Source organism: Martelella sp. NC20, assembly GCF_013459645.1.
Classification (GTDB): domain Bacteria; phylum Pseudomonadota; class Alphaproteobacteria; order Rhizobiales; family Rhizobiaceae; genus Martelella.
The window spans coordinates 941558-965704 of the sequence record NZ_CP054861.1 but is presented as its reverse complement, the minus strand read 5'-3'; the positions used below and the strand labels follow the sequence as shown (position 1 = coordinate 965704).

General features: G+C 60.5%; 23 protein-coding genes and 5 pseudogenes. 15 read left to right on the top strand and 13 right to left on the bottom strand.

Annotated elements, in window-relative coordinates:
• Positions 1-22: 22 nt before the first annotated feature.
• The 5 genes and pseudogenes from HQ843_RS04760 to HQ843_RS30190 all read left to right on the top strand — a co-directional run.
• Positions 23-271 (top strand): annotated as a pseudogene (locus HQ843_RS04760) (transposase); the annotation flags it as partial.
• Positions 272-968: 697 nt separating this feature from the next.
• Entirely contained in the window at positions 969-1286 is a 318-nt protein-coding gene (locus tag HQ843_RS04755; protein WP_180899594.1) for a DUF736 domain-containing protein, read from the top strand.
• Between the two features lie 398 nt (positions 1287-1684).
• Positions 1685-2881, top strand: a complete 1197-nt coding sequence (locus tag HQ843_RS04750) for a DUF932 domain-containing protein (RefSeq protein WP_180899595.1) — start codon at positions 1685-1687, stop codon at positions 2879-2881.
• A 304-nt stretch (positions 2882-3185) separates the two neighbouring features.
• Positions 3186-3317 (top strand): annotated as a pseudogene (locus HQ843_RS30195) (transcriptional regulator domain-containing protein); the annotation flags it as partial.
• Complete coding sequence (locus tag HQ843_RS30190; RefSeq protein WP_180899596.1) at positions 3277-3969, top strand: DUF2285 domain-containing protein; 693 nt, start codon at positions 3277-3279, stop codon at positions 3967-3969. The pseudogene HQ843_RS30195 and the gene HQ843_RS30190, both read left to right, overlap by 41 nt.
• A gap of 516 nt (positions 3970-4485) precedes the next feature.
• Here HQ843_RS30190 and HQ843_RS29975 read toward each other — a convergent pair.
• Positions 4486-5196 carry a reverse transcriptase family protein gene (locus HQ843_RS29975; RefSeq protein ID WP_371822201.1) on the bottom strand — a complete coding sequence of 237 codons (711 nt, stop codon included), beginning with the start codon at positions 5194-5196 and terminating at the stop codon, positions 4486-4488.
• A gap of 56 nt (positions 5197-5252) precedes the next feature.
• Here HQ843_RS29975 and HQ843_RS04735 point away from each other — a divergent pair.
• A protein-coding gene (locus HQ843_RS04735) for an IS5 family transposase (RefSeq protein WP_371822076.1) occupies positions 5253-6010 on the top strand; the annotation gives its coding sequence in 2 pieces (ribosomal slippage) (positions 5253-5579 and positions 5582-6010; 756 coding nt in all).
• Between the two features lie 44 nt (positions 6011-6054).
• Here the strand turns inward: HQ843_RS04735 and istB are convergent.
• From istB to HQ843_RS04715, 4 genes are all read right to left on the bottom strand, one after another.
• The gene (gene istB, locus HQ843_RS04730) at positions 6055-6813 is read right to left on the bottom strand and encodes an IS21-like element helper ATPase IstB (RefSeq protein WP_180899597.1); all 759 of its coding nucleotides are present in this window, start codon (positions 6811-6813) and stop codon (positions 6055-6057) included.
• A complete protein-coding gene (gene istA / locus HQ843_RS04725) occupies positions 6810-8306 on the bottom strand; it encodes an IS21 family transposase (RefSeq protein ID WP_180899598.1) in 1497 nt (498 codons plus the stop codon). The genes istB and istA overlap by 4 nt, the downstream gene beginning before the upstream one ends.
• Before the next feature lie 119 nt (positions 8307-8425).
• A complete protein-coding gene (locus HQ843_RS04720) occupies positions 8426-8923 on the bottom strand; it encodes a hypothetical protein (protein ID WP_180899599.1) in 498 nt (165 codons plus the stop codon).
• Complete coding sequence (locus HQ843_RS04715) at positions 8920-10098, bottom strand: tyrosine-type recombinase/integrase (protein WP_180899600.1); 1179 nt, start codon at positions 10096-10098, stop codon at positions 8920-8922. The genes HQ843_RS04720 and HQ843_RS04715 overlap by 4 nt, the downstream gene beginning before the upstream one ends.
• Positions 10099-10312: 214 nt before the next feature.
• Between HQ843_RS04715 and HQ843_RS04710 the strand changes: the two genes are divergently transcribed.
• From HQ843_RS04710 to HQ843_RS04690, 5 genes are all read left to right on the top strand, one after another.
• Positions 10313-10537, top strand: a complete 225-nt coding sequence (locus HQ843_RS04710; RefSeq protein WP_180899601.1) for a DUF2274 domain-containing protein — start codon at positions 10313-10315, stop codon at positions 10535-10537.
• Between the two features lie 392 nt (positions 10538-10929).
• Complete coding sequence (locus tag HQ843_RS04705; protein ID WP_180899602.1) at positions 10930-11943, top strand: nucleotidyltransferase; 1014 nt, start codon at positions 10930-10932, stop codon at positions 11941-11943.
• A gap of 4 nt (positions 11944-11947) precedes the next feature.
• Positions 11948-13675: a ThiF family adenylyltransferase gene (locus tag HQ843_RS04700; RefSeq protein ID WP_180899603.1), complete on the top strand. Its 1728-nt coding sequence runs from the start codon at positions 11948-11950 to the stop codon at positions 13673-13675.
• Positions 13668-14153 (top strand): Mov34/MPN/PAD-1 family protein, encoded by a 486-nt coding sequence (locus tag HQ843_RS04695; RefSeq protein WP_180899604.1) that lies wholly within the window; start codon positions 13668-13670, stop codon positions 14151-14153. The genes HQ843_RS04700 and HQ843_RS04695 overlap by 8 nt, the downstream gene beginning before the upstream one ends.
• A complete protein-coding gene (locus HQ843_RS04690) occupies positions 14150-14875 on the top strand; it encodes a DUF6602 domain-containing protein (RefSeq protein ID WP_180899605.1) in 726 nt (241 codons plus the stop codon). Before HQ843_RS04695 ends, HQ843_RS04690 begins: the two co-directional genes overlap by 4 nt.
• Before the next feature lie 33 nt (positions 14876-14908).
• Here HQ843_RS04690 and tnpC read toward each other — a convergent pair.
• A pseudogene (gene tnpC, locus HQ843_RS04685) lies at positions 14909-16530 on the bottom strand (IS66 family transposase).
• 220 nt (positions 16531-16750) lie between these two features.
• Positions 16751-17137 carry a zinc ribbon domain-containing protein gene (locus tag HQ843_RS04680; protein ID WP_246710279.1) on the bottom strand — a complete coding sequence of 129 codons (387 nt, stop codon included), beginning with the start codon at positions 17135-17137 and terminating at the stop codon, positions 16751-16753.
• 152 nt (positions 17138-17289) lie between these two features.
• On the opposite strand from HQ843_RS04680, the gene HQ843_RS04675 reads away from it, so the two are divergent.
• Positions 17290-17658 (top strand): hypothetical protein, encoded by a 369-nt coding sequence (locus tag HQ843_RS04675; protein WP_180902319.1) that lies wholly within the window; start codon positions 17290-17292, stop codon positions 17656-17658.
• 25 nt (positions 17659-17683) lie between these two features.
• On the opposite strand, the gene mog is transcribed toward HQ843_RS04675, so the two are convergent.
• The 5 genes from mog to HQ843_RS04650 all read right to left on the bottom strand — a co-directional run bounded on the left by mog (position 17684) and on the right by HQ843_RS04650 (position 21236).
• Positions 17684-18202 carry a molybdopterin adenylyltransferase gene (gene mog, locus HQ843_RS04670; RefSeq protein WP_180902320.1) on the bottom strand — a complete coding sequence of 173 codons (519 nt, stop codon included), beginning with the start codon at positions 18200-18202 and terminating at the stop codon, positions 17684-17686.
• Positions 18203-18337: 135 nt separating this feature from the next.
• Entirely contained in the window at positions 18338-18772 is a 435-nt protein-coding gene (locus HQ843_RS04665; RefSeq protein WP_180899607.1) for a DUF2478 domain-containing protein, read from the bottom strand.
• 22 nt (positions 18773-18794) lie between these two features.
• The gene (locus HQ843_RS04660) at positions 18795-19058 is read right to left on the bottom strand and encodes a hypothetical protein (protein WP_180899608.1); all 264 of its coding nucleotides are present in this window, start codon (positions 19056-19058) and stop codon (positions 18795-18797) included.
• Positions 19055-19618 carry a UbiX family flavin prenyltransferase gene (locus HQ843_RS04655; protein ID WP_180899609.1) on the bottom strand — a complete coding sequence of 188 codons (564 nt, stop codon included), beginning with the start codon at positions 19616-19618 and terminating at the stop codon, positions 19055-19057. Before HQ843_RS04655 ends, HQ843_RS04660 begins: the two co-directional genes overlap by 4 nt.
• A 1-nt stretch (position 19619) precedes the next feature.
• Positions 19620-21236: a UbiD family decarboxylase gene (locus HQ843_RS04650; protein WP_180899610.1), complete on the bottom strand. Its 1617-nt coding sequence runs from the start codon at positions 21234-21236 to the stop codon at positions 19620-19622.
• A gap of 10 nt (positions 21237-21246) precedes the next feature.
• Here HQ843_RS04650 and ubiT point away from each other — a divergent pair, with 10 nt between their 5' ends.
• The 3 genes and pseudogenes from ubiT to HQ843_RS04635 all read left to right on the top strand — a co-directional run.
• Positions 21247-21759, top strand: a complete 513-nt coding sequence (ubiT, locus tag HQ843_RS04645; protein ID WP_180899611.1) for a ubiquinone anaerobic biosynthesis accessory factor UbiT — start codon at positions 21247-21249, stop codon at positions 21757-21759.
• 37 nt (positions 21760-21796) lie between these two features.
• Complete coding sequence (ubiU, locus tag HQ843_RS04640) at positions 21797-22792, top strand: ubiquinone anaerobic biosynthesis protein UbiU (protein ID WP_180899612.1); 996 nt, start codon at positions 21797-21799, stop codon at positions 22790-22792.
• A gap of 73 nt (positions 22793-22865) precedes the next feature.
• Positions 22866-23290: pseudogene (locus HQ843_RS04635) on the top strand (transposase); the annotation flags it as partial.
• Here the strand turns inward: HQ843_RS04635 and HQ843_RS04630 are convergent.
• Positions 23175-23976, bottom strand: a pseudogene (locus tag HQ843_RS04630) (IS701 family transposase); the annotation flags it as partial. The pseudogenes HQ843_RS04635 and HQ843_RS04630 sit on opposite strands and share 116 nt — an antisense overlap.
• Positions 23977-24147: the final 171 nt, after the last annotated feature.

Below are 24147 nucleotides of genomic sequence, written 5' to 3'. Positions count from 1 at the left end.
GATGCCGGGAACAGGAGATACCATGACGAGACGACCGCGCCGGAACCATAGCCCGGCTTTCAAGGCGAAGGTGGCGCTTGCCGCCATCCGAGGTGAGCAGACGCTGGTGGAATTATCTCAGCAGTTCGATGTGCACGCCAACCAGATCAAGCAATGGAAAGATCAGCTGCTTGAAGGGGCGACCGGCGTTTTTGGCGATGAAACCAAGGCGGAACCGGCGGGACCAACCGTCGATGTCAAAACCCTTCATGCCAAGATCGGCGAGCTGACTCCGCGACACTCCACCTGTGAAGCTTGCGCTGCATGTCGAGGACGAACACGGTATTCACCGCATCGGGCTTCATCGACCCACCTCCTGCCGGCTTGCTTCACTCACTGTCTCCCTTCGCCATGTGGACGGCTTTCCCACCCTCGGACTACTACGAAGACTCCGCCCCCTGCCGCGCCGATCATCGGTCGCCTCGATCATCTCGCGCAATCCTGCGGGAGAAAACACGGCAAGGTTCCCAAGTTCACCTGCTGTCCCTTCGCCTGCCTTAGGGACCGACTCTACCCCGTGAGGATTCCGGCCACCGGCCACCGCAAGCTGGGCCGCTGGCTGACGCGCGCACCAGCACGCGCCCCTGGTCCCCGTACATCCAGCGGGGACCGGCACTCCTCCGGTCTTTCGACCGATCCGCCCACTTCCGATTTGGCGGATTCCATGTTGCAACGAGGCTTCAAGCATCGGTTCGATCACCCTTCCCATAACAGGCACGCTCACCGGACCGACTACGGGCGGAAGTCCCTTATCGTCCGGCTTTGACGGGTTCTGCTTATTTATGGTTCGCCGGAGGCACCCGGTTTACCTCACCCGTCTGCTTCACCCCCGCGCTTGCGGCGCGTTGGCGTCGGGGTCTCCCACCCCGCAGGGGCAACAAGTGCGCGTGACGGTTTCCAGCCGTCACTCTTGGCGCACGAACACGACAATGGCAACCATCGGCACTTTCACCCGGAACGAGAACGGCGCGGGCTTCACCGGTGCAGTCAAGACCCTGACCCTCAACGTCAAGGCCAAGTTCACCGCCACCGAGGGCGACAGCGAGCGCGGTCCCGATTTCCGCATCTTCGCCGGAGCCACCGAGTTCGGCGCGGCCTGGAAGAAGATCGCCCGCGAGACGCAGCGCGAATACTTCAGCGTCAAGCTGGACGATCCGAGCTTTCCGGCCCCGATCTACGCCAGCCTGGTCGAAGCCGAAGACGGAAAGTCCCACAACCTCATCTGGTCCCGCCGCAACGGCGACTGAGACCTAAACCCGAGACCGCCCCGCTCATCCGAGCGGGGCTTCTTTTTGCTCATTGCCGCCGCCGCTCTTGGTACAAGGAGATCGGGATATGGGGTTCCGGCTTTCAGGCTTTGCGTATCCCGATCAGATCTTCTCCCCCGGCCGCCGCTACGCTTTGGCCGGGCCGGTTCCTTGGGGGCGCTGCCCCCTGGCGCGGCACAAGGGCGGACGGGCGGTATCCCCAGCCTTCCGCGCGGATACATGCTTCGCATCTTCGTCACGACTTCGATCCGCTTGTGCAGGCCGGGTGATCCCCCTCCGCCCGTCCGCCCTTGCGCCTTGCACCCCCCGGTCTCGCCGACGGGCAGGGTTGCAGCGCAGCGCTGCGCTCCAACCCAAGCCCATGAAAGGAAAAGACCATGAACACCATGACCCTGAACCCTCAGCAGCAGCCCGTTTCCAAAGGCTTCCGCGTGGACATTTCGCGCGGCGAGAATATCAGCCGAGTTTCGTCGGAATGGTTTTCGCGCCCGGATGATGAACGCTATCTGTCGCTGACCGAGCTTTACGACGCCGTGAAGACCTGCGCGGATCGCGCCAAGGCCCGCACCGTGGAAAGCCGCGCCGTGCGCGTGGAGGCGAGCCGCGACGACGCGGAACGGCTTTCGCTGATCGTTCCCGGACAGGAGCAGCCCGTCGCCCCGACGCATTGGAGTTTCGCCCAGCTTTGTAGCCTTGTCGGCGCACCGGCCCGCTACCTGCGCGACCTTCCCGCACCGCTGGCGGGCATCAATCTGCAACATGGCCTTGTCAGTCATCGCGGCGAATTGGTGAAGACGCTGGAAACCGGGGACGGGCGCGTGGAGCTTCGTGCCGTGACCGGCCCGGATTATGGCCGCATCTGGGACCATGAACTTGTCGCCGCCGTCATGAAGATCGCGGGCAATGGCGTCGGCGATACCATGTGGAAGGTGCCGGGCGTGCTGGATTGGGCGACCATGACGCACAATCCATTCGTGGACGTGACCAAGGACACAACCACGCTTTACGCCAGCGACCGGGATGTGTTCCTTTTCCTCGTGGACGATACCCACCCCATCGAAGCCGGCCGCCTGCCGAACGGCGACCCTGATCTTTATTTCCGGGGCTTCTATTGCTGGAACAGCGAAGTCGGATCGAAGACCCTCGGCATTGCCTCTTTCTATCTCCGGGCGGTTTGCATGAATCGCAACCTTTGGGGCGTGGAGGGTTTCGAGGAAATCAGCATCCGGCACAGCAAGTTTGCCGCGCAGCGTTTCGCCCATGAAGCGGCCCCGGCATTGACCAGCTTCGCCAATTCCTCGCCCGCGCCCTTCGTCGCCGGGATCAGGGCGGCGCGGGAACGGATCGTCGCTCGCACCGACGAGGACCGGGAAAGCTTCCTGCGCAAGCGGGGTTTCAGCAAGGCGGAGACCGGCAAGATTATCGAAACCGTGTTGCAGGAGGAAGGTCACCCGCCCGAAAGCATCTTCGATTTCGTGCAGGGCATGACGGCCCATGCCCGCAGCAAGGCCCATCAGGACAACCGCCTTGAACTGGAGGCGAAGGCCAGAACCTTGCTGGAAAAGGCCGCATAACCGGCAGAGCCGCGCAACCAGAAACCCGGTTGCGCGGCTTTCCGCTTTTCAGGTCTTCCGACCTCCCGAATTTCCGCCGATCCGGCATTGCGGATCGGCGTTGCGCCCATGCCCGAAAACATGGCCGCCGCTCGCCGGGCTGCGCCCGGCTCGCGAAATCATAGCAGAACCATTTATCTGAGCGGCGACAAGTGTTCGGATTAGGCGAACAACATATCGCACTATTCCCTCTACTGGCCGATTGATCCGTGGTGGAAACTCATGGATCGGGCGTGGTCTCGCACGTCCGTGAGGAGGACACGCCATGATCAAAATCGATTGGCGGACGCCAGCGGCTTACGGGCATGCGAAGACCCTTCCCGCTGCCGGTTTCGCCTGGGAGTATCTTCGTCGCAATGACGAGTATCATAGGGATTTTCAGCGTCTGGCCCGGACCGGGCGTTCGGATGAGAGTGAGCTCGAAAACTTTGTACGACGGTGGGGATTGCGGTTTCCCGCACGATCCCGAGACATCGCCAAAGCACGATCCGCTGTTCTGGTCACCCCGGTTTCAGCCGCAGGCCGTCAAACTGGTACCGACCGTACCGGACGAGGTGACCCGCCAGCCAGTCGTCGTTCTCGCCCATCTCGACGGCCTCGAACTGCGCCGCGCCGCCGATGGCTGGCATGGTATCTGGCAGATGGATGGCGTCGAACATCAGTTCTGGCTACCCGAATCCTTGCCTAATACGGCTGCATTCTACGTCGTCACTCTTCCGATGGACGAATTCCTCGAATTGCGCGCCCACGCAGCACGTCGCCTATGGAGGGCCCTGCGCGGCAGAAAGCCGGGGCCGGACTTCAGGAATATTCCCGATCAACTCCGCGCGTGGCATATTATGTCATTGCGTGCGCTTGATGCGCGCCTGCAGGGTGAGAGCTATCGATCCATCGCCGAAGGGGTGCTCGGGTTTCACGGCACGAAGGAGGATTTCGAGAGCGACCCGCGAAAGAATAGGGTGCGTCGCCTGGCTGCCCACGGCATCAGGATGATGCGCGGCGGCTATCGGCTTATGCTGCACTATCCGATCAAGGTCCGACAAAGGTAAGGTAATATGCTGTCTTCGTCGTCCCGCGGGTAGCTGTGTCAATTGCCGACCTTGGAGCAATGCGCAGCGAATGGCTCCTTCAAGCCCAAACTGACCAGAGCGCGTCAGGCCGATTTTGCACGCGCAGCGACGCGCTCAGCTTATCGACCGGCCCTGAACGGACATTCGAACCAGGTACTGGGCATGACCAGTGTCATTCCGAAGCGGAAGGCCAACCAGAGCGCAGTACCGACAAGGGCACTCGTTTCAGGGACCTTTCAGTTGACGCAAAGTCGTAGTCAAATGTCCCCCCAAAAGCTCTCCTAAGGGAAAATCCCACTACTTTTCGAAGTCTCAGGTCGTTGTGGCTGACCAGTCAGCTTTATACATATTGGCCCTACATTTATCGGCATACACCGAGTCTATCTGGCCTGCGAACGCGATCAGGCCTAGCAGATGTTGCCGTAAACCCTCGACTGAAGTGAAGCCTCGTACTTTTGCATGTCGACTTGGGCCATGCTCGTCATGGGTAATGTGTTATAGATGCATTCGAAGCCGTGAACGAAACTCCCTCGTCAAGCGTGGACGCTGACCATCGACCAGCAAGCCAAGAACCACTTTCCTGGCCCCAGGTGCTATTATCGAGGTCTTGGATCGATTCGGAGAAAGGCCGCGTGCGATAATTTCTTGGTAAATCTCACCCACCAATCTTATAGAGTTGCTGCGGCCAAAGGATTTCTTAGTCGTGGAGAACGTCAGATCATCTGCATAACGAGAATATCGAAGTCCAAACTTCTCTGCAATAAGGTTTAGATTTGCGTCTAAGTCAGAAACTGCAAGGTTGGAAAGCATTGGACTCGTCGGAGCTCCTTGTGGGAGCACGCCCAAATGCTTGCGAGGATACAGCGCTTCGATGTCAGGTCCACGATATCGCGACCGCCGGCGTGACGGCAAGTAACTGGTCGGAACTCGGTGCTTGTCTCGCAGGCGGGTGCATAGCCGCGCCAATTCAAAAGCAACCAGGGCCTGATACCCCCTGTCGCGAAAAACCCGAAACGCATCTATTTCTGTTATCGACTCGAAAAAATCCTGAACGTCAAACTTAATCATCCACTGAGCCTGACAGTGTGGTCTTGCTGCAGCAACCAGCCTGCTTCCAGGGGCAAAAGCTGTACTGGCCGGATGGCAGGGCGCACGGTTCAGAATTTCACTTGCGATCCAGGATTGCACCCTAGGCCTTAAACCCATAAACGGTTTCACTTCTCCGGAATGATTTGATTCAATGGTCTCAGGAAAGGAGACCCTTGATGCGCCGACGTTTTGACCTGACGGATTTCGAGTGGGCGGTGATCGAGCCGCTTTTGCCCAACAACAGCCGCGGCGTGCCGCGGGTTGATGATCGTCGTGTGATCAACGGCATTCTCTGGCGCTTTCGCACCGGCAGCCCATGGGCGGATGTTCCGGAACGCTATGGTCCTCACACCACCTGTTATAATCGCTTTGTCCGCTGGCGGCGGGCTGGTGTCTGGGATCGCCTTCTCAAGGCGATTTCTTCCGCCTTCGACGGTGATATTCAGATGATCGATTCGTCGTGTGTTCGCGTGCATCAGCATGGCGCCACCGGTAAAAAGGGGGCACCAATCGAAGCATGGGACGTTCCAGAGGCGGCCTGACGACGAAGATCCACGCTCTCGTCGATGCCGACGGGCTGCCGATTGATCTTCGCCTCTCGGAAGGTCAGCATGCTGATTGTCGCTACGCCGAAGATCTGCTCACCAGACTTCATGCCGGAACGACGCTTTTGGCCGATCGTGGCTATGACACCGACGCCATCCGCGCCACGGCAACTCAGGCAAAGGCATTCGCCAACATCCCGGCGAAACGGAACCGGAAAAAGACCTTCGCTTTCAGTCCGTTCCTCTATCGCTATCGAAACCTCGTCGAGCGGTTCTTCAACCGCATCAAGGAAGCGCGCTGTCAACGGCGGCGTAAAAACCGGCCACGGGGCGGAGCAAAAGTCGGCCACCTCGGGCGCAGGTATGAGGCCCGCGGGAGGGCGTAGCCCGAGCGGGGGCCTCATACCTGCGTAGCGATTTTTGAAGGGTTTCAGCTGGCCTTTCGGGCACGGCTTTGGGCGAGACGATAGCTGTCGCCATTCATTTCGAGAATGTTGACATGGTGCGTGACGCGGTCGAGCAGAGCGCCGGTCAGGCGCTCGGATCCCATGATTTCTGTCCATTCGTCAAAGGGCAAATTGCTGGTGATCAGGGTGGCGCCCCGCTCATAACGTTGCGAGATCAACTCGAACAGCAGTTCCGCGCCAGTCTTGGAGAGCGGCACGAAGCCGAGTTCGTCGATGATCAGCAACTTGTACCCTGCCATCTGCTTCTGGAAACGCAAGAGGCGCCGCTCGTCACGGGCTTCCATCATCTCACTGACCATGGCTGCGGCTGTGGTGAAGCCAACGGACAGGCCCTTCTGGCAGGCTGAAAGGCCGAGGGCGAGCGCTATGTGCGTCTTCCCGGTTCCGCTGGGGCCGAGAGCGATGACGTTCTCGCGACGCTCGATCCATTCGCAGCGGGCCAGCTCCAGCACCTGCATCTTGTTGAGCTTCGGGATGGCGGCAAAATCGAAACTGTCGAGGCTTTTGACAACCGGGAATTTGGCTGCCTTGATACGCCGCTCGACCTTGCGGCGATCCCGTTCGATCATTTCCCGCTCGGCAAGCCGGGTGAGGTATCCGATGTGGTCGACACCCTCGGTGGCGCAAAGCCGGGCCAGTTTCTGATACTCCCGCTGGAAGGTCGGCAGCTTCAGGCTCTTGAGATAGTGGGCAAGCAGGATCTCGGGTGCTTCGGCGCTCATGCCGCTTCTCCCTTCCCCGATGACAGGAGGCCCATATACGCCTTCGCCGATGTCGTCTCGACGGTTGCTCTCGGCAGATAGGGATAAATCGACAGATCCAGTCGCGGCGGCCGGCGCTCTATCCGGCAAAGAATCAGATGTTTGACGGCGTCGAAGCCAATCGCCCCGAGTTGCAGGGCTTGCTTGATCGCCGCATGCAGGTCAGCCATATCGAAGCTTTCCAGCAGACGAAGAACCTGCACGTATTCCCGCCTGCCATGTTTTGCCATGCGGCCTTCCATCAGGCGGCACAGTGTGGCGAATTCCTCCGGGAGATCCCAGCCCTGCAAAGGGGCTGCCTGATCCAGCGCATTGATCTTCCGCTCGATCAGCGGCAGGTAATGCACAGGGTCGAAGATGACATCCTCCCGGTCCCAACTCCGGGGATGGCGGGCGATGATCTCGCCGCGGCAGCCGATCACCACCTTGTCGACATAGCCTCGAACCCAAACGTCCTGATGACCGTAGGCGACAGGCACGGAATAGTCGTTGGTCTTGTAGCGAACGAGAGACTGGGCCGTCACCCTGGCGCTGGCTTGGTCGCAGGCGTCAAATGGCGACGCTGGCAAGGACTGCATGGCAGCGAGATCGCGCTGCAGCCGTTCACCGATCGTCTCGCTCTCACCGCGCAGCCTGTCACGTTGGCGCTTCCGGCACTGTTCTTCCAGAAAGGCGTTGAACGCATCAAAGGTCGCAAACTGCGGGATGGGGACCATGAAGTTACGCCGGGCATAGCCCACGAGGCCCTCGACGTTACCCTTGTCATTGCCCTTTCCGGGGCGGCCATAGCGATCCCGGATCAGATAATGGGACAGGAACCCGCTGAACAGTGTTGCCCGCTTGCGCGCGCCGTCAGGCAGGATCCTGGCCACAAGGCAGCGGTCATTGTCATAAACGATCGATTGCGGCACGGCCCCGAAGAAGGCGAACGCATGGACGTGGCCATCAACCCAGGCCTCGGCCACCGCCGCCGGATAAGCCCGCACGTAGCAGCCGTCGCTATGCGGAAGGTCGAGCACAAAGAACCGGGCTTTCTGCTCGACACCGCCGATCACCACCGTCGCCTCACCGAAATCCGCCTGCGCATGGCCGGGCGGATGAGAAAGCGGCACGAACACTTCCTGACGGCGCTGTTCCCGCTCCCGGATATAGTCCTTGATAATCGTATAGCCGCCGGTGAACCCGCACTCATCACGAAGCCGGTCGAAAACACGCTTGGCCGTATGGCGCTGTTTGCGCGGCACTTGTCTGTCTTCATCCAACCAGTGGTCGATCGTCGAAACGAACGCGTCCAGCTTCGGCCGCCGGACTGGTGATTGTCGCTGATAGCCAGGTGGCGTCGAATACGACAGCATCTTCGCTACGCTGTCGCGGGATATGTTGAAGTGTTTGGCTGCCTGACGCCGGCTCATCCCTTCCGAGACGGCCAGACGAACCTTCAGATAAAGATCCACGGTGTAAATCCTCTGTCCCTCCTGCGCTCATTGCAGAAGGAAGATAGGTGGCCGGATTTTACTCCGCCCGCGGACGAATTATTCCGCCGCTTCCGTGGCCGACTTTTGCACCGCCGATCTCAGGTGATCACGCCGGACACGAGGTCGACGTCATCGACATCGAGGTTCAAGGCCTCGCTGACCCGCATCCCGGTGACGCTGAGCAAGCCGTAGATGGTGTAGTGGCAAAGGCAATAGAACCGCGTGGCACAGCCTCGCGACCGCAGGCTCGCCGCCAGAATGCGCGCGATCTCTTCCCCGGTGAAGATATGCGGCTGGAAGGAACTCCGTTGCCTCGGCAACAGGTCCGCTGGCGGAATCTCGGTGCGCGGGTCCGTCAGGATGCGGTAGCGGGCGAAGCTGCGCACGGCGCGCAGCCTGCCGGCGTGGTAGTTCGGGTCGGTCGATGCTGGTTGCTGCGCCCATCTCACCGCCAGCTTTACCGTGATGTGCGTGGCATGACGCCGTTCCATGAACACCGCAAAATCCATAAGCAGCCGCTCGTCCGTTCTCAGCTTGAAGCCCAGAGCGCGGCGCAGTTCCAGATAATCGGCGATGGCGATGCGCAGCCCTGTCATGGCAGCGCCCCCGGCCATGGCAGGGCAACCTCCCGCAAAGCGTCGAGATCGACCTTGGCGTATCGGCGCGTTGCATTTGCGCTGCTGTGGCGGAGCACCTGGCCGATATCCGTCAGCGATGCCCCCGCGCGCAGCATGTCGATGGCCAGCGCATGACGAAGTTGATGCGCTCCATTCGACATGGGCTTGATGCCGGCGCGCATTATCGCACGCGCGACGATCTGGCAGATGTCGCTGTGCGCTTTGAGGCCGTCGAAGGGAGCGCGGGAACGCACAAATACCCTTCGGCAGGGCGTTTCCGGTCGCCCATGTTCAAGATAGGCGGCGATCGCCTCTCCCACGTCATGGGGCAATGGCAAGAGTCGTTCCACGCCCCCCTTGCCGTGGACACGCAGGAACCCTTCGTTCCAGTCTATATCCTTCAATTCGAGCCTAATGACTTCCTTGGCCCGCAACCCAAGCCGGGCGAGCAGCAACAGGACGGCACGATTACGCAAGCCAGAGGGCGTTCGCCATGTCTTGCTCGCGGTCAGAAGAGTTCGAACCTGTTCGGCAGGCATCGCCCTCGGGATCGACGCCATAGACCATCCGGCAACGGATGGAACCGTCGCCGCCAGATCGATGAGGATGTAATCGCGGTAGCGGGCGAAGCGGAAGAACGACCGCAGCGCCGTGACGATGTGCTTGGCGGCGGCGAAGGTGCGATCCTTCGGTGCAAGTCGGCGGATATAGTCCGTGATCTGACCGGGGCGCACAGAGGCAAGGCGCAATTCCGACCCGCCGGATACCTCCCTCAGGAACCGGCCGACATAGCCCGCGTAGTTCTCGATCGTCGCCGACGCCAGTCCGCGATCTTCGCGCAACCAGCTTTTGTATTCCAGCACGATGCGATCCAGGTCGGACATATCGTCCAGCATTGCGACGGGGTCCCCGACGATACCCTGCTGCCGCAGCCAATCCGTCACGCCGGACAGGGCAATGCGGTCGCCGCCCTTGGGAAGGCGATAACGGGCGCGATCACGCAGGAACTCCTCCTCGTGGCCGCTCGTGATCTCGTCAACCGGAACGCCTTCGCGCTCCAGCCACCGGCTGAACTCGTTGACGAGGAAGGTCTTCCGCCAAAAAGCAACCTGCGAATATCCGCGCTCGGCGAGGTATTCGGCATAAGGCCCCATGTGAGGAGCCAACGGCCCTTCGGCACGAAGCCGGCAGGGCCGCTTTCTGCAGGCCCTGTTCATCGGAATAGCTCCGCCGGTCGAGCCCGGCTGAACCGGACTATGCCGACCGACAACTCCAAAATACCATGGAAAGGAAGAAGATGCACACGAAACACGGCATAGTCCCGATGGCGGCATATGATCTGGTATTCGAGCCGGCAAGAGGTTGATCATGACGAAACTGAAACTCGGGCCGCTGCCCGACGACAAGCCGGTGAAGGTGACGGTGGAACTGCCTGCGCCGCTTCACCGCGATCTGGTCGCCTATGCCGAGGTGCTGGCCCGTGAAACCGGCCAGCCCGTCGCCGATCCCGTGAAGCTCATCGTGCCGATGCTGGAGCGCTTCATCGCCACAGATCGCGGTTTCGCCAAAGCTAGGCGGGCGACGTCACCTTAGATCGTGGCCTGTTTCCGCGCGATTTCGAACAAGTTCCGAAGTGCTCTCGCGGAGTTATGGGTGACCAAACTACTCCGAACCTTGCCGGTTCCGGCTCGTCCAGGAGCGGAATGAAAGCGACATCGGGAACAGCTATAAAGCTGGTAGCCTTGTGCATAGGGCCGCCGCCCAGCAGATATTAACTGAGTGGCGCGAAAGGATCCCTTGTCGGAAATCGGACGTATGTCCAGCAGCCGCGCGCTTAGCGGTTGACAGCGAGATGGGAAGACGAAGTATTCGATATATTGTGGTATTATTTTGGTGATGTTGCTAGATATGGTGAAATTCGAGCTTGGCATTCGACTGCATAGAGTGCTAGATGTTGAGAACATAAGCTGAACACCGAGGCCGCTATGACGCCGAATGCCAGATTTGCCGAGTTCATCAAGGACATCACTCCGAGCGAGACGACTTTGTCGAACTGCAAGAGCGCTCACACGTCGGTGCGGGCGGCGTTGCTCAAAGACGACGAGTTCAAAGACAGGGTGAAGCGGGTCTTTTTGGGGGGCTCTTACAAACGTTACACCGCCATTCGGCCACGAACAAAAAACGGCTCGACCGAGCGACCTGATGTGGACCTTTATGCCGTTGTTGATGGCACTCCATGGGATTCTGATCCGGTAGAGCTCATGGATGAGCTGTATGCCGCATTGAATCGGGCTCGGGATGAGCTCGGTATCACTTCGATCAAGCGGAACAGGTGCTCGATCGCTCTATCGATGAACAAGGCAGACCTTGACGTCTCGATTCTGCTCGATCGGCAGGAGGACAACCTTTTTCGGATCGGTAATCGCAATACCGGGGAATGGTACAAGACAGACCCGGAAGAGCACACGGATTGGTCGGCAGCGCAGAACGAACGTTGTTCGGGCCGGTTTAATCCAATGACGCGCATGGCGAAGTGGGCGCGTCGCCAGAACAAGACCATGTCCCGGCATCCAAAGAGTTTTGCGCTCGAAACCCTCATCGCACCGCACATCAGTGAGACCGAGACAAACTACGGCCAGCTCTTTCATGATTGGTGTCAGTCATTTCTTGACGCCTATGCTAACGATCGGATGTTTGGGACATGCCCGTTTCTCGACGATCCGGCTGTGCCGGGAGGCGACATACTTGCCGGAGTGACGAACGAAGAATTCTGCGCCTACTACGACAAGATCGAAAAGCACCGTAACGACGCCGCCAAAGCGCTGGCTGCGGATGATCAAGACAAGGCCACGGATTATTGGCGTCGGATCTTCGGTGATCGGTTTCCCAAACCGAAAAAATCCGGGCTATCCACGAAAAGCGCTGCTGCCGCGATGTCTCCCTTGAGCTTCACGGGTGCGCAGGCGGCGCCGTCAACACGGCCAGCGAAGTTCGCATAGGCTTATGTGGTGGCTGACCGACCAGACGCGATTGCGAGTTGAACGCGAAGCCATTGAAGCGCTTGACGCGGACTGGTTTCAAAACCCGGTTTGGTCCGTGGATGAGCAATTGCGATTGACGCTTGGCTTCGAAATCGTGATCGCGCGCGGGAATTATCCTCTCCGGTTGACCTATCACAATACGTTCCCCGCATCGCCACCGAGCATTGTTCCTGCCGACGGCGACGCCCGGCTTTCCGGTCATCAATACGGTGCCGGTGGAGATCTCTGCCTCGAAATCCGCAACGACAATTGGACGCCGGACGTAACCGGCGCAATGATGATCGAAAGCGCAAGGCGGCTCCTTGAAACTGAGGCGCCGGATGACGACGGAGCTGCGGTCCGCGCGCCGTCAGCGCATGATTTCCCGGCAACATTGGCTCTGCGGTCCGAGGTGACACGATTCTATGTCGGCCCATTGGCGCGCCTTTTTTTGGCGGATGACAACATTGATGGACTGCCGCTGGAGATCGGCATCGACTCCTACAGCGGTCGGACATTCATGGCGCATATTCTTTCGATATGCGGCAAGGCGAATGGCGAAAAACAAAGCCTTACGCCCGATGCGCTTCGAAAAACCTGTGTTGTAAAGGAGGGTGCTGTCTTCGCAACGGATACACCGACCACGGTGCTGAAGAAGATCAAGACGTTCAAGAAGTTGGTCGATCTGCTCGGTGATCGGCTCTCCATGGCGGAAGATGCGCATTGGGCGGTTGTGCTTCGCGGGTCGGAGGGCGGGCTTACGTTGCTCTGCCATTTTGCGAATGATGATGACCTCATGACGTTTACAACCGTCCTTGCCCCATTCGACGGTGATCGATCGGGCCTCACATTAGCTGATATCGGGAATAAGAAGGTCGGGATTGTCGGGCTCGGGTCGCTCGGCTCCAAGATTGCTGTCTCACTTGCAAGGTCAGGCGTTCGCCAGTTTGAACTAGTCGATGGCGACATATTGCACTTCGGTAATCTGCAACGTCATGACGGTGACTGGCGGGATGTAGGACGTCACAAGGTAGAGCTGACGGCGCATCGGCTGCGCCTCATTGGTCGCGACGTTGAGGTCGATGTTTGGAGAAGTGCGATTGGCGCACAGGTTTCGTCACAGGAAGCCGCGAATGTTAACCAGGCGCTCGCTTCCTGTGATGTCATCATCGATGTCACCGCCAATCCGGACGTATTCAATCACCTGGCCGGCCTGAGTCTGCGCCACAATCGTTCGTTGCTATGGGGAGCTGTTTACGCCGGTGGCGTCGGCGGTGAAATGGCGAGGGCGAGGGTCAACAAGGATCCTTCGCCTTATGATATTCGCGCAGTAATCAACCAGTATTACGAGATCAGCGATGAGACGCCACCGGTTGCGACAGGGCGCGGTTATGACGGTTCCCTCGGCGACGCCGCGCCAATGCAGGCAACAGATGCCGATGTATCAGTATTCGCTGCCCATATCAGCGCCTTTGCACTCGATACGCTGAGCGACACCGAGCCATCGGAATATGATGCACATGCCTATCTCGTGGGGTTGAAGCGGGGGTGGCTGTTTGACGGCCCGTTTGATGCGCGCCCCATCATCGCTGATGCTCCCGTCCGAAGCACAATATCCCCAGATTCCGAAGCCGCTGTAGAATCGGACTTCATCAAATCCTTATTTCAGGGTGCAAGCGGTGAAACTGCGGATTCCGAAGACCATGATTGAACGCTGGGCTTCCGATCTCAAGAAGGCGGGGCGCAAGGAAATAGGCGGCGTGCTCTTTGGCGAGCAGGTTTCGGAAGGGGACTTCCGCGTCGCGGAAGCAACGCGCCAGCGTTTCTTCGGTGGGACGGCGGCGACGTTCAATCGTCGCGGTGGAACCGCACGCAGGGAAATCCTGGCGCTGCACATGAAATTCGGCGGCAATCCGGAACGGTTCAACTACCTGGGCGAATGGCACTCCCATCCGAATGTACCGGCTCTGCCGAGCCTTCGGGACGAGACCACCATGTATCAACTCCTCGCTGATCAGGGCGAGGCGGTTAATTTCCTTGTGTTGATCATCGTGAAGCTTGGCGGAGATGCCCGGTTTCACATCGGCGCTACGACCTATCTTGCTTCGGGGCATAAGTTGAATTGCGAGATTGAGATTGAAGATGCCGAGGGTAACGCCGCGGGAAGCAGCCAGGAGGATGAGAGATGAGCGAATGGTCGCTGAAGGATGTGCTTTCAGGCTTGCACGACGATATTCAAAATCGCCTTGAAACAATTCGCAAAGCAATGCCGCACCCAGTGTCCAAGGGAGACGCAAGTGAACGGGTTTGGAATGAGCTTTTCAATACCTATCTTCCGGCGCGCTACAAATCGGACAAGGCGCATGTCGTGGACAGCAAAGGCACAATCAGTCAGCAGATTGATGTTGTCATATATGATCGCCAATACTCGCCATTCATTTTTCACTACGAGGGCGAAGTTATAGTTCCTGCGGAAAGCGTCTATGCGGTTTTCGAGGCGAAACAGTCGGCCAATGGCAAACATGTCCAGTACGCGCAGGAAAAGGTTCGGAGCGTGCGAGCGCTTCATCGAACGAGTCTGCCGATACCGCACGCAGGAGGCACGTATCCCGCGAAGCCGCTCATCCCGATCTATGGTGGACTGCTGACCTTTGAAAGTGATTGGAAGCCTGGACTCGGAGATAGTCTCGTTGACGCGTTGAAACAGGATCAGGAAGAGGGGATGATCGACTTCGGTTGCGTAGCCGGACACGGCTTTTTCCATGCGGACGAAGTTTTGTCAGAGTATGTCATGCATACCGGTGGAAAACCGGCCACTGCGTTTTTGTTTAAGTTGATATCGCAGCTTCAGTTTAGCGGCACTGTTCCAATGATCGATATTCAAGCCTACAGCGAGTGGCTGGCGGAATAGCTTGCCTCTCGCATTTTATGGTAATCGGCCGGTTTAGGCCGCAGCAACGATTGGACTGGCGTCGGCCGGTCGCCAGTTCCAGGGCAGCAGCTCATCGAGCGCGTTTATCTTGTGATCATTGATGCGGCGAGGATATCGGTGAGGTAAGCCTACGGATTGAGGTCGTGGAGCTTTGCCGTCTCGATGATGGTCATCGCATCGGCGAGCGTTTCCCCACCTGCATCGGAGCCGGCGAACAGGAAGTTCTTTCTTCCGATTGCAATGGGCCTGATGGCGCGCTCGGCAGGATTGTTGTCGATCGCCACGCGCCCATCTTCGAGGAACAGGGTAAAGGAAGCCCAGCGCTTAAGGGCATAGCGGAAGGCCTTGGCAACGTCGCTCTTTCCCGAGATGCGCTGGAGCTGATCCTCGGCGAAGCGCTTGAAGGCATCGGCGCCCGGCCTGCTCTCGGTCTGCCGGACAGCCAGACGTTCCCGGGCCGAACATCCGGTGATGCGCCGCTCGATGTCGTAGAGCACGCCGATGCGATTGATGGCTTCGAGCGCAATGGGGGATTTGCTCGACGTCCATTCGTCGTGGAAGTCGCGTCGAAGATGCGCCCAGCACGACGCCTCGCGGATCCGCTGCTTACCAGTCATGGGGTCGGGTTTGTAGAACTGTCCGAACCCTGAATAGGCATCGGCCTGCAGGATTCCCGAGAACCCGGCCAGGTGCGATTGTGGATGTTCGCCCTTGCGGTCGGGCGAGAACAGATAGGTGATCGCCGGCGGGTCGTCGCCTGCAAAGGGAGTGTCGTCCCGGACATAGACCCAGATGCGCCCCTGCTTGACTGCGCGTCTGGCGCCACCCGAAGCCATCGCCACCTTGGGATCGAGAACCCGAATGGGGGTATCGTCGGCATGGAGCCGATCTGCGGCAAAGACATGGTCACGAATACGGGAGACCAGGGGCTTGAGCACGCCAACCGCCTGGCCGCACCAGTCGATCAGGGTGGAACGCGGAATATCGGCGCCCATGCGGTCAAAGATCTCCCCCTGGCGATAGAGTGGCAGGTGGTCGTCATACTTGCTGACAAGGATGTGGGACAAAAGACCGGGGCCGGCCATGCCCCGGGGCACCGGACGGGCCGGGGCCGGCGTCTGGACCATGGTCTCGCACTTGCGGCACGACTTCCTGGGCCGGGCGATCTCAATGCGTTTGAGCTGCGCGGCAACCAGGTCGAGGATCTCGGAAACGTCTTCGCCCACCAGGCGCAACGCGCCGCCGCAGTCGGGGCACTCTGAGCCGGGATCGAGGGTGCAGCGTTCCGCGAGAACATGCTTGCTCAGAACCGGCTTGCCGCGTCGGCGGGGAGAAGAGGTGTTCTGTGGCGGCGCAGCGGTCTCGTCGTCACCTGCGCTCTTGTCGATCGCGGCCCTTGCGACCTCCAGTCCCTCCAGGGCCAGCTCGAGCTGCTCGATATTGCGCGTCACCTTCTCGGAGGAGGCGCCGAACTTCTGCTTTTTGAGCCGCACGATCTGAACCCGCAGGGCATCGATCAGCGCTTCATAGGCGCGGTTGGATCGGGAGAGCTCCTGGATATGACTGGCCTGCGCGGCGATGATCGCGCGCAGCGCCCCAAGTTCGTCAGCGGGGTGTTCGGCAGGGCTCGTCATGATGAGCAAACCCTAGCAGAATCGGGTGCCCCACACCAGAATCATCACGCAAAAACAGAGAGATAATGTACCAATGGGACCGCTCAGCGGCACGATGCTGATGCGGCAATGACCCGCAGGATCACGCCAACAAAGTCCTTCCATAGCGAAGGATTAATCGAGCCCACATTCATGATTAGAAAATCGAGAACTTGCCTGTAGCGAACAAGAGCCTCTCCGCTCAGGGCTGTAAGAACGCGTGCGGATTCCGAGGCTTCATCTCTGAAAAATCATGATCGGCCCGGCGCAAGAGCTCCAGCATGCCTTGGGCGACCGCACGGGCAACGGGATGGGAAAGCCGAGTGCGTTGCGCCTCTCTATAGGCGCGCATCACCTCGGCGGCGATCTCCGGTGCCATCATGTGGTCCCTGAGACCAGAGAGCACACGGCTCTCCAGTTCATCCTGCCGGATGGTTCGGCTGTTGGGGCAGGTTCCCTTGCTGATGTGGTTGGAGCAGGCGAAGCGGCCTGCACCGCGCAGCGAATAGGGACCGCCGCAACAGCCGCAGAAGACCAGGCCGGACAGAAGAGACCGAGGCTGGCGCTTGCCGTTGAGCTGGTTCTTCATACGACGCCACGCTTGACACATATGTTTTCTTCCGAGCTTGCGCTACATCAACGTCCCTCCCACTCGGGTTGTTATCCTTCCGGGATTGCTTCGAGAAGCAGAGTACCGACGCCAACATGGGCCAACCGGTGAGGGAGAATCGAGCCGTGACCATGCCTGCCGATAGCCCAAACCGTTCCGACGTCGCTTCACGGCTGCGCCGGGTGTTGTCTTCCGTGGAACTGGATTGCCGCTGCCGGACGAAACTGGACGAAGCGCTCGATCGCTTTTCCGCTCTCGAAAGCCGTCATCAGTTGAGGAACGGATTGAGGGAGGCACGCCACCGGAGGGATTGGATTGCCGCGCAACTATCGTTCCTCGCCGAAATCGACGAAATCACCGACCGCGAGAGCGATCCCACCGTTTTCATGGAGATGGCACTCTTGTTCGACGAAATCGCCAGCCAGGCGGTTGAAGCTGCCCGTCTGTTGCGCGATACGGCGGCATCGTCGACCGATGGCGTGAACAAGAAACCCTCTTGACGACATACTCGCTCGACCTGAGTTCTCAAGAAGGCCGAAAGGCACAGCACACATGCGGGTCCGTCTCGATCCGGCCCGCCCCGATCAGGTCCAGGCGATAGGGGATCGCCGGGAACACGGCATCCAGGCAGACATCGATTGAAGCGGGCTTGCCCGGCAGGTTGACGATCAGGGTGTGTCCACGAGTGCCCGCCATCTGCCGCGAGAGGATGGCGGTGGGCACGGTTTCCAGGCTGACACGACGCATGAGCTCGCCAAAGCCCGGCAGTTCACGTTCGATCACCATCTGCATCGTCTCCGGGGTCAGATCGCGGGGAGCCGGCCCCATGCCACCGGTGGTGAGGATGAGATCGGCATGATTCCTGTCGCAAAGAGAGGTCAGGGCGCTTCGGACTGGCTCGATGCCATCGGGGACGATACGCCGGTCGGAGGACCAGGGTGAGGTGATGGTGCGCGTGAGCCAGGTTTCGATGGCATCGCCGCTCGCATCTTCATACTCCCCACGGCTCGCGCGGTCGGAAATGGTGAGAATGCCGATCCGGATCATGACCATTGAGCGCTCGGCGGTGTCAAGCGCATCGGCAGGCACCTGAGCCAGGCCCGGCGCCGCCCGGCACCATGCGAGCACCGCCCTTGCATCCGCCGGAAGCCACGCCGCCATTCCGTCGTGGAATTGTCCTCAGGCGGAGGCATATTCCCCACGAACCGCAGTGAGCACCAGCACCCCGGCCAGGATCGCCCGCTCGATGATGGGCCGCAGGTCAGCGCCCTCCGCGTTGGATTTGCCGAAGTGGTTGAGGATCAGAAGATCGACACCCGTGTCGACCGTAGCTTCAAGCCGGCGCGCCGCCTCGGCAAGTGCACCCGGATCGAGGCGGCAGCCGCGGGCATGGCGGCCGAGATCCTGTGAAATCTGTATCAGCGTGTCGTCGGAAAGGTTGCGCAGGCGCGTGGCGGAGCGTGCACCGCCAAAGCCGGGATGCTCTTCCTGCAGGATGCCACCAATGCGCAGGCCGCAGCGACGCAAAGCGGCTGTGACGTCGGCAAAGATCGGATCGACGGGTTTGCCGGCTTCGGCGCGGATAGCTGTTATTGCGGGATTTTCCATGAGCATGCTTAGAACCTTTCGCGTTTGATCAGGCGACGGCAGTCGCTTTCAGATCGCCGACGTAATGCAGCAGGATCGCGCGGAGCGCGGCAAGGCCAGGATCCTCGGCCCGCCCCATGATACCGACAAGCTGAAGCCAGGTATCGTCGTCGGCCTGGTCGAGGAAGCTGCGGACTACCGCCGCCACGCAGTCTGCGACGGCCATATCGTTGGCGGAGGCATATGAGCGGATTGTCGCTTCGAGCGCGGCATTGTCCAGTGTTGCGCCTTCAATTGGTAAGCTAGAAGTCAACCCTGCCATACCTGCGCAATCGCCGGCGCGATGCGCAGCAAATCGACCGCCTGACGCGCGATCTGGTCGATTACGTCATCTATGTCACGAGGACGCAAGTAGAAGGCCGGAACCGGCGGCATGACGATTGCACCCATCTTGGTGACCGCCGTCATTGCCCTCAAGTGTCCGAGGTGAAGCGGCGTCTCGCGGGCGATCAGGATGAGCGGGCGGCGTTCCTTCAGGTGCACGTCAGCTGCACGGACAAGAAGATTGTCCGAGAACGAGTGAGCGATGGCCGACAGCGTCCGCATCGAACATGGCGCGACAATCATGCCGGATGTCGGCGTGGAGCCCGAGGCGATATCGGCGCCAACATTGACCGCTCTGTGGCGGCGCGCGGGCAAATCGTTCATTGCGGTCAGCGCATGCGGCCCCAGTTCCTCAACGATGGTTTGCTCGGCGGCAGGCGAAATGACGAGATAGACGCAGGCACCCAGGCCTGCCAGAATCTGTACCACCTGCGCACCGATGGCCGCACCCGACGCACCGCTGATACCGACGACGACACGTGCGTTCATCTCACTCCCCTTCCGCTTCAGGTTTATCCATGCGCAAGCTAAGACGGGGCCAGAGCGCATCGATCCGCGCGGAGATGTCGACGGGCATGGCGAGCGGCCGAGCCCACTCGCGGTGCGTCTCCGCACCGATCTTGTTCGTCGCGTTGATGCCGAGCTTGCCGCCCAGGCCCAGCTCCGGCGAGGCGAAGTCGAGGTAATCGATCGGCGTGCGTTCCATGAGCATGAGATCGTGCGACGGGTCCGCCCGCGTCGAGACAGCCAAAAGCACATCCGCACCGCTTTTCACGTCGATGTCGTCGTCCACCACGACGATGCCCTTGGTGTAGCTGAACTGGGGAAGCATCCCCCACAGTGCCGCCATCACCCGTCGCGCCTGTCCCGGATAGCGCTTGCGGATAGCGACCACCGCCAGCCGGTACGAACAGGCGGCCGGCGGGAGATAGAGATTGGCAACCTCCGGTATCTGCTGGCGGATGCGAGGCAGGAGAAGTTCGTTCAGCGCTTTCCCTATCACCGAAGGCTTGTCCGGTGGTCGGCCGGTGAAAGTGGAGATATAGAGCGGATCGCGGCGGGTCGTGATCGCAGTCACCCCCATCACGGGGAATTCCTCTATCCCGTTGTAGTAGCCGGTGTGGTCGCCATAGGGTCCCTCCGGTGCTGTCTTCGTGGGTGAAACCCAGCCTTCGATCAGGATCTCCGCATCGGCCGGCACCATGAGCGGCACGCTGGCGGCCGACGTGACGCGTGGCCGCTCCCCGCGCAGCAGGCCGGCGAAGTTCAGTTCCGAAAGATTCTCGGGCAATGGCATGACCGCGGCCAGCATCGTGGCGGGGTCGGTGCCGATTGCAACTGCAACCGGCATTTCTTTCCGTTGCCCCGCCCAGGCGCGGTGATGGGCGGCGCCGCCGCGATGGGCCAGCCAGCGCATAATCAAGCGATCGCGACCGAGCACCTGCATCCGGTAGACACCGGAGTTGAGGCCGGCGCTATCTGCGGGGTCGGCATCCGGCGAGCGGGTAATCACCAGCGGCCAGGTGATGAGCGGCGCCGGCTCAGTGGGCCAGCAAGTCTGGATCGGCAGGTCGCTTAAGCTCACCTCGGCGCCTCTGCGCACCACCGCCTGCACAGGCGGGCGTGCCACGGTCTGGGCGCGCGTCCGCAGGGCGGCCTTGAGCATCGACCAGCGGTTCACCGCGTCGCGAACGCCGTTCAGAGGTTGCTGCCATCGGAGCGCAGCAAGCGCCTGTCCAAGCACAGGAAGGCGCTCCGGCCGGACTCCGAAGCCGGCCGCGACCCTTCGCGCAGTACCAAACAGGTTGACGATGACGGGCATGGCAGCACGTTGCCCGGGGGCGTCTCGCGCATGCTCGAAGCAGAGCGCCGGTCCGCCGATCGCAATCACGCGGCGATGGATTTCGCTGATCTCGTGGACGAACGACACGGGCTCTGAAATGCGAGCGAGATCGTCCGCCTCCGCCAGATGACCGAGAAAATCGCGCAGGTCACGAAAGGGGGAAAGTCTCGGATGGGCACAAGCATCTCCTTGAACCTTCCATGAGGGTACGAAACTCCTGCCGTCTTTGCGCTGGCGCAATGACGGCGCGGCCTTTCCCTGCATGCTGTCCGGTATGAACGACCCCACCGACTTTGCTCTGCCGCCGACGGGTGTTCGGCTCTTCCTGCTGCCCTTGCCGCTTCCACCCCTCGGCCTGTTATTGCGACAAATGGCGAAGAGCGTGGGCCGGCTGCAGCCCGGGCTCTTCGCCCGGCTCGGGGTCCATGCCGAGAAGGTCTTTCTTCTCGATCCGATCGATCTCCCCTTCGTCTTTCGCTTGGAACCCCGCCGTGACCGCCCACATATCGAACCCTGTCGCTGCGAGGTCGGCGGCGCGTGGGATGTACGCGTCGCCGGCACGCTCGGCGCGCTCCTCGGTCTCGTTCACGGTGCGGCCGATGGCGACGCGCTGTTCTTCTCCCGCGACATCGCTATCGAGGGCGACACAGAGGCCGTGCTGGCGTTGCGCAATGCACTTGATGACGCCAAATTCGATCTGTTTGCGGAGGCAGCAGCCACGCTGGGCCCGGTGAGCAACGGAGTGGAGCGCATAACCCGACACCTGTGCCAATGGTCTCTCGTCTGACAGGCTTGGCACTGACGCGCTCCGACAGGGGTTGACGATGGGAGAGGGCAACAAACTCGAACTCGTATGTCCGGCCGGCACGCCTGCCGCGCTCCGCACCGCCGTGGATGCGGGCGCGGACAGCATCTATTGCGGCTTCCACGACGAAACCGACGCACGCAATTTTCCTGGCCTAAATTTCTTGCCCGAGGAGTTGGCGCAAGGTGTCGCCTATGCCCATGCGAAGGGCGCGCGCGTCCTCGTCGTCATCAATACTTTTCCGCGGGCGGGCGCCGCTGAAATCTGGCACAGGGCCGTGGACGAGGCGGCAGGGGCTGGAGCCGATGCGATGATTCTCAACGATATCGGTCTCATCGCCTATGCCGCCGAACGGTACCCCGGCCTGCGGCGCCATTTCTCCGTGCAGGCGACGAAGAATGCCGATACGATCCGCTTCTATGTGGAAGAATTCTATGTGAAGCGCGTGGTGCTGCCGCGCGTTCTCACCGTGGCCGAGATCGCCGCCATCAACCGGGAGGCGCCGTGCGAGACGGAGGTCTTCGTCGTTGGGGGCCTGTGCGTCATGGCCGAGGGGTGCTGTTCGCTCTCCTCCTACGCCACCGGCAGGTCGCCCAACATGAACGGCGTCTGCTCGCCGACAAGCCATGTCCACCACCGCGAGGAAGGCGGCGAGCTCGTCTCACGGCTGGGCGTATTCACCATCATCGACCGTGTTTCGAAGCACGAGCCGGCGTCCTATCCGACGCTGTGCAAGAGTTGCTTCTCCGTTGGCGGCAAGCGCGGCCACGTCTTTGAGGATCCTGTGAGCCTCGACGCTGCGACACTGATCCCCGAGCTCGCACGTGCCTGCGTGACGGCGCTCAAGATCGAAGGCCGCCAGCGCAGTCGCTCCTACATTCGCGATGTGGTAGCGAGCTTTCGCCGCGCCGTGGATGCACAAGCCGCCGACAATTCCATTCCCGTAGGCGAACTCCGGCGCCTGAGCGAGGGGCAGACGACGACCGCCGATGCTTACCGCAGGACCTGGTGCTGAGGGGGGAACCCACATGACAGAACGTCCCACAATCATCCTTGGCCCGCTGTTCGCCGCAGTGGCGGTGGACGCCTCAACGCCGGCGGCGATGTTGCTCAAACTGAAGGGCATCGGGCTGGAATTCGCGACGATCCTCCACGCCGAAGGGTTGTTCCGGCACTTCAATAACCGCAGGCAGGTGGCCGCGTACGCAGGACTGGCGCCGTCCCCATGGAACAGCGGCACGATCGATCACGAACAAGGCGTGTCAAAGGCCGGCAATCCGCGGCTGCGAACGACGATGGTCGAACTAGCCTGGCTGTGGCTGCGCCATCAGTCGGCCTCGGGCCTGGCCCGCTGGTTCAACGAACGGTGGCGCGCAATGGCGACCGCCTCAAAAAGGTTCACCGGCAGAGAGACGCAGCCATGTCTCTGGTTCGAGGTCTTGTGCGACTTCCCCAGCGGTTCCGGCGACCGGAGGCTTGCCCACCCAAGAGCCGAAGTGGTGGTCCAACTTGACCCCGAGAACATAGCCTTTACAGGCTCGGCGCAAGGCCTGTTCGACATCGCCGACGCCATACACCGCATCCGCGGCAACCCAGGAAAAAGGCACATCTGCTATCAGCGCTCGACGGATCACTTGAACAGCCAGCGCCGGTTTGGTGGCAAAAGCTACAGCTTCAGGGACATGGATCGCGCGGATCGCCGGCCCAGCTCTTGGGCAAGTACAAAGCGCGAGCGATAAAGGCGTGACCGCGAGCGGACACGTAGGCGGCAAACACACCGATCTGGCAGTTCGTAATCTTACCGGCCGAACCGGTGTATTGGCGTGCAACACCGCAGGATGCCTTGCCCTGCTTGAGGAACCCGGTCTCATCGATCACCAAGACCGCGTCGTCTGTGGCCAGGTTCTCGACAACATAATCGCGCACGATATCGCGCAACCCGTCAGCGTCCCAACGCCCCCGGCCCAAAATGGCCTGCTGTCGCCACGGCCCGGGATCGCCAGCCGCCTCGGCCCGCTTCCAACCTGTCTTGCGGCGCTCGTCCCCGAGCAAGCCGTCCAGAAACAGGTTCGCCGATGTGGCAACGCGCTCTTGCGTGAACAATCCGCGCATGCGCCCCTTCACGTCGCGCAACGAGGACGCCCAAACCTCCAGTGTCTCTTCAATCGATGCACCCATCATCCATGACCTCCGAATCATGGTCACCCTTCGATTCAGAACTCACTTCAAATTGTAACTGTAATGAAACATCCAACTTATCACCGCTGTTCAGATTTTCAGAGCCACCTCTCTTTGCCTCACCTTTCTGCGTAGAATGCCAGGAATCTGGTCAAACTTCATGGGTGGTGACATTCACTGACCCAGCGGTCG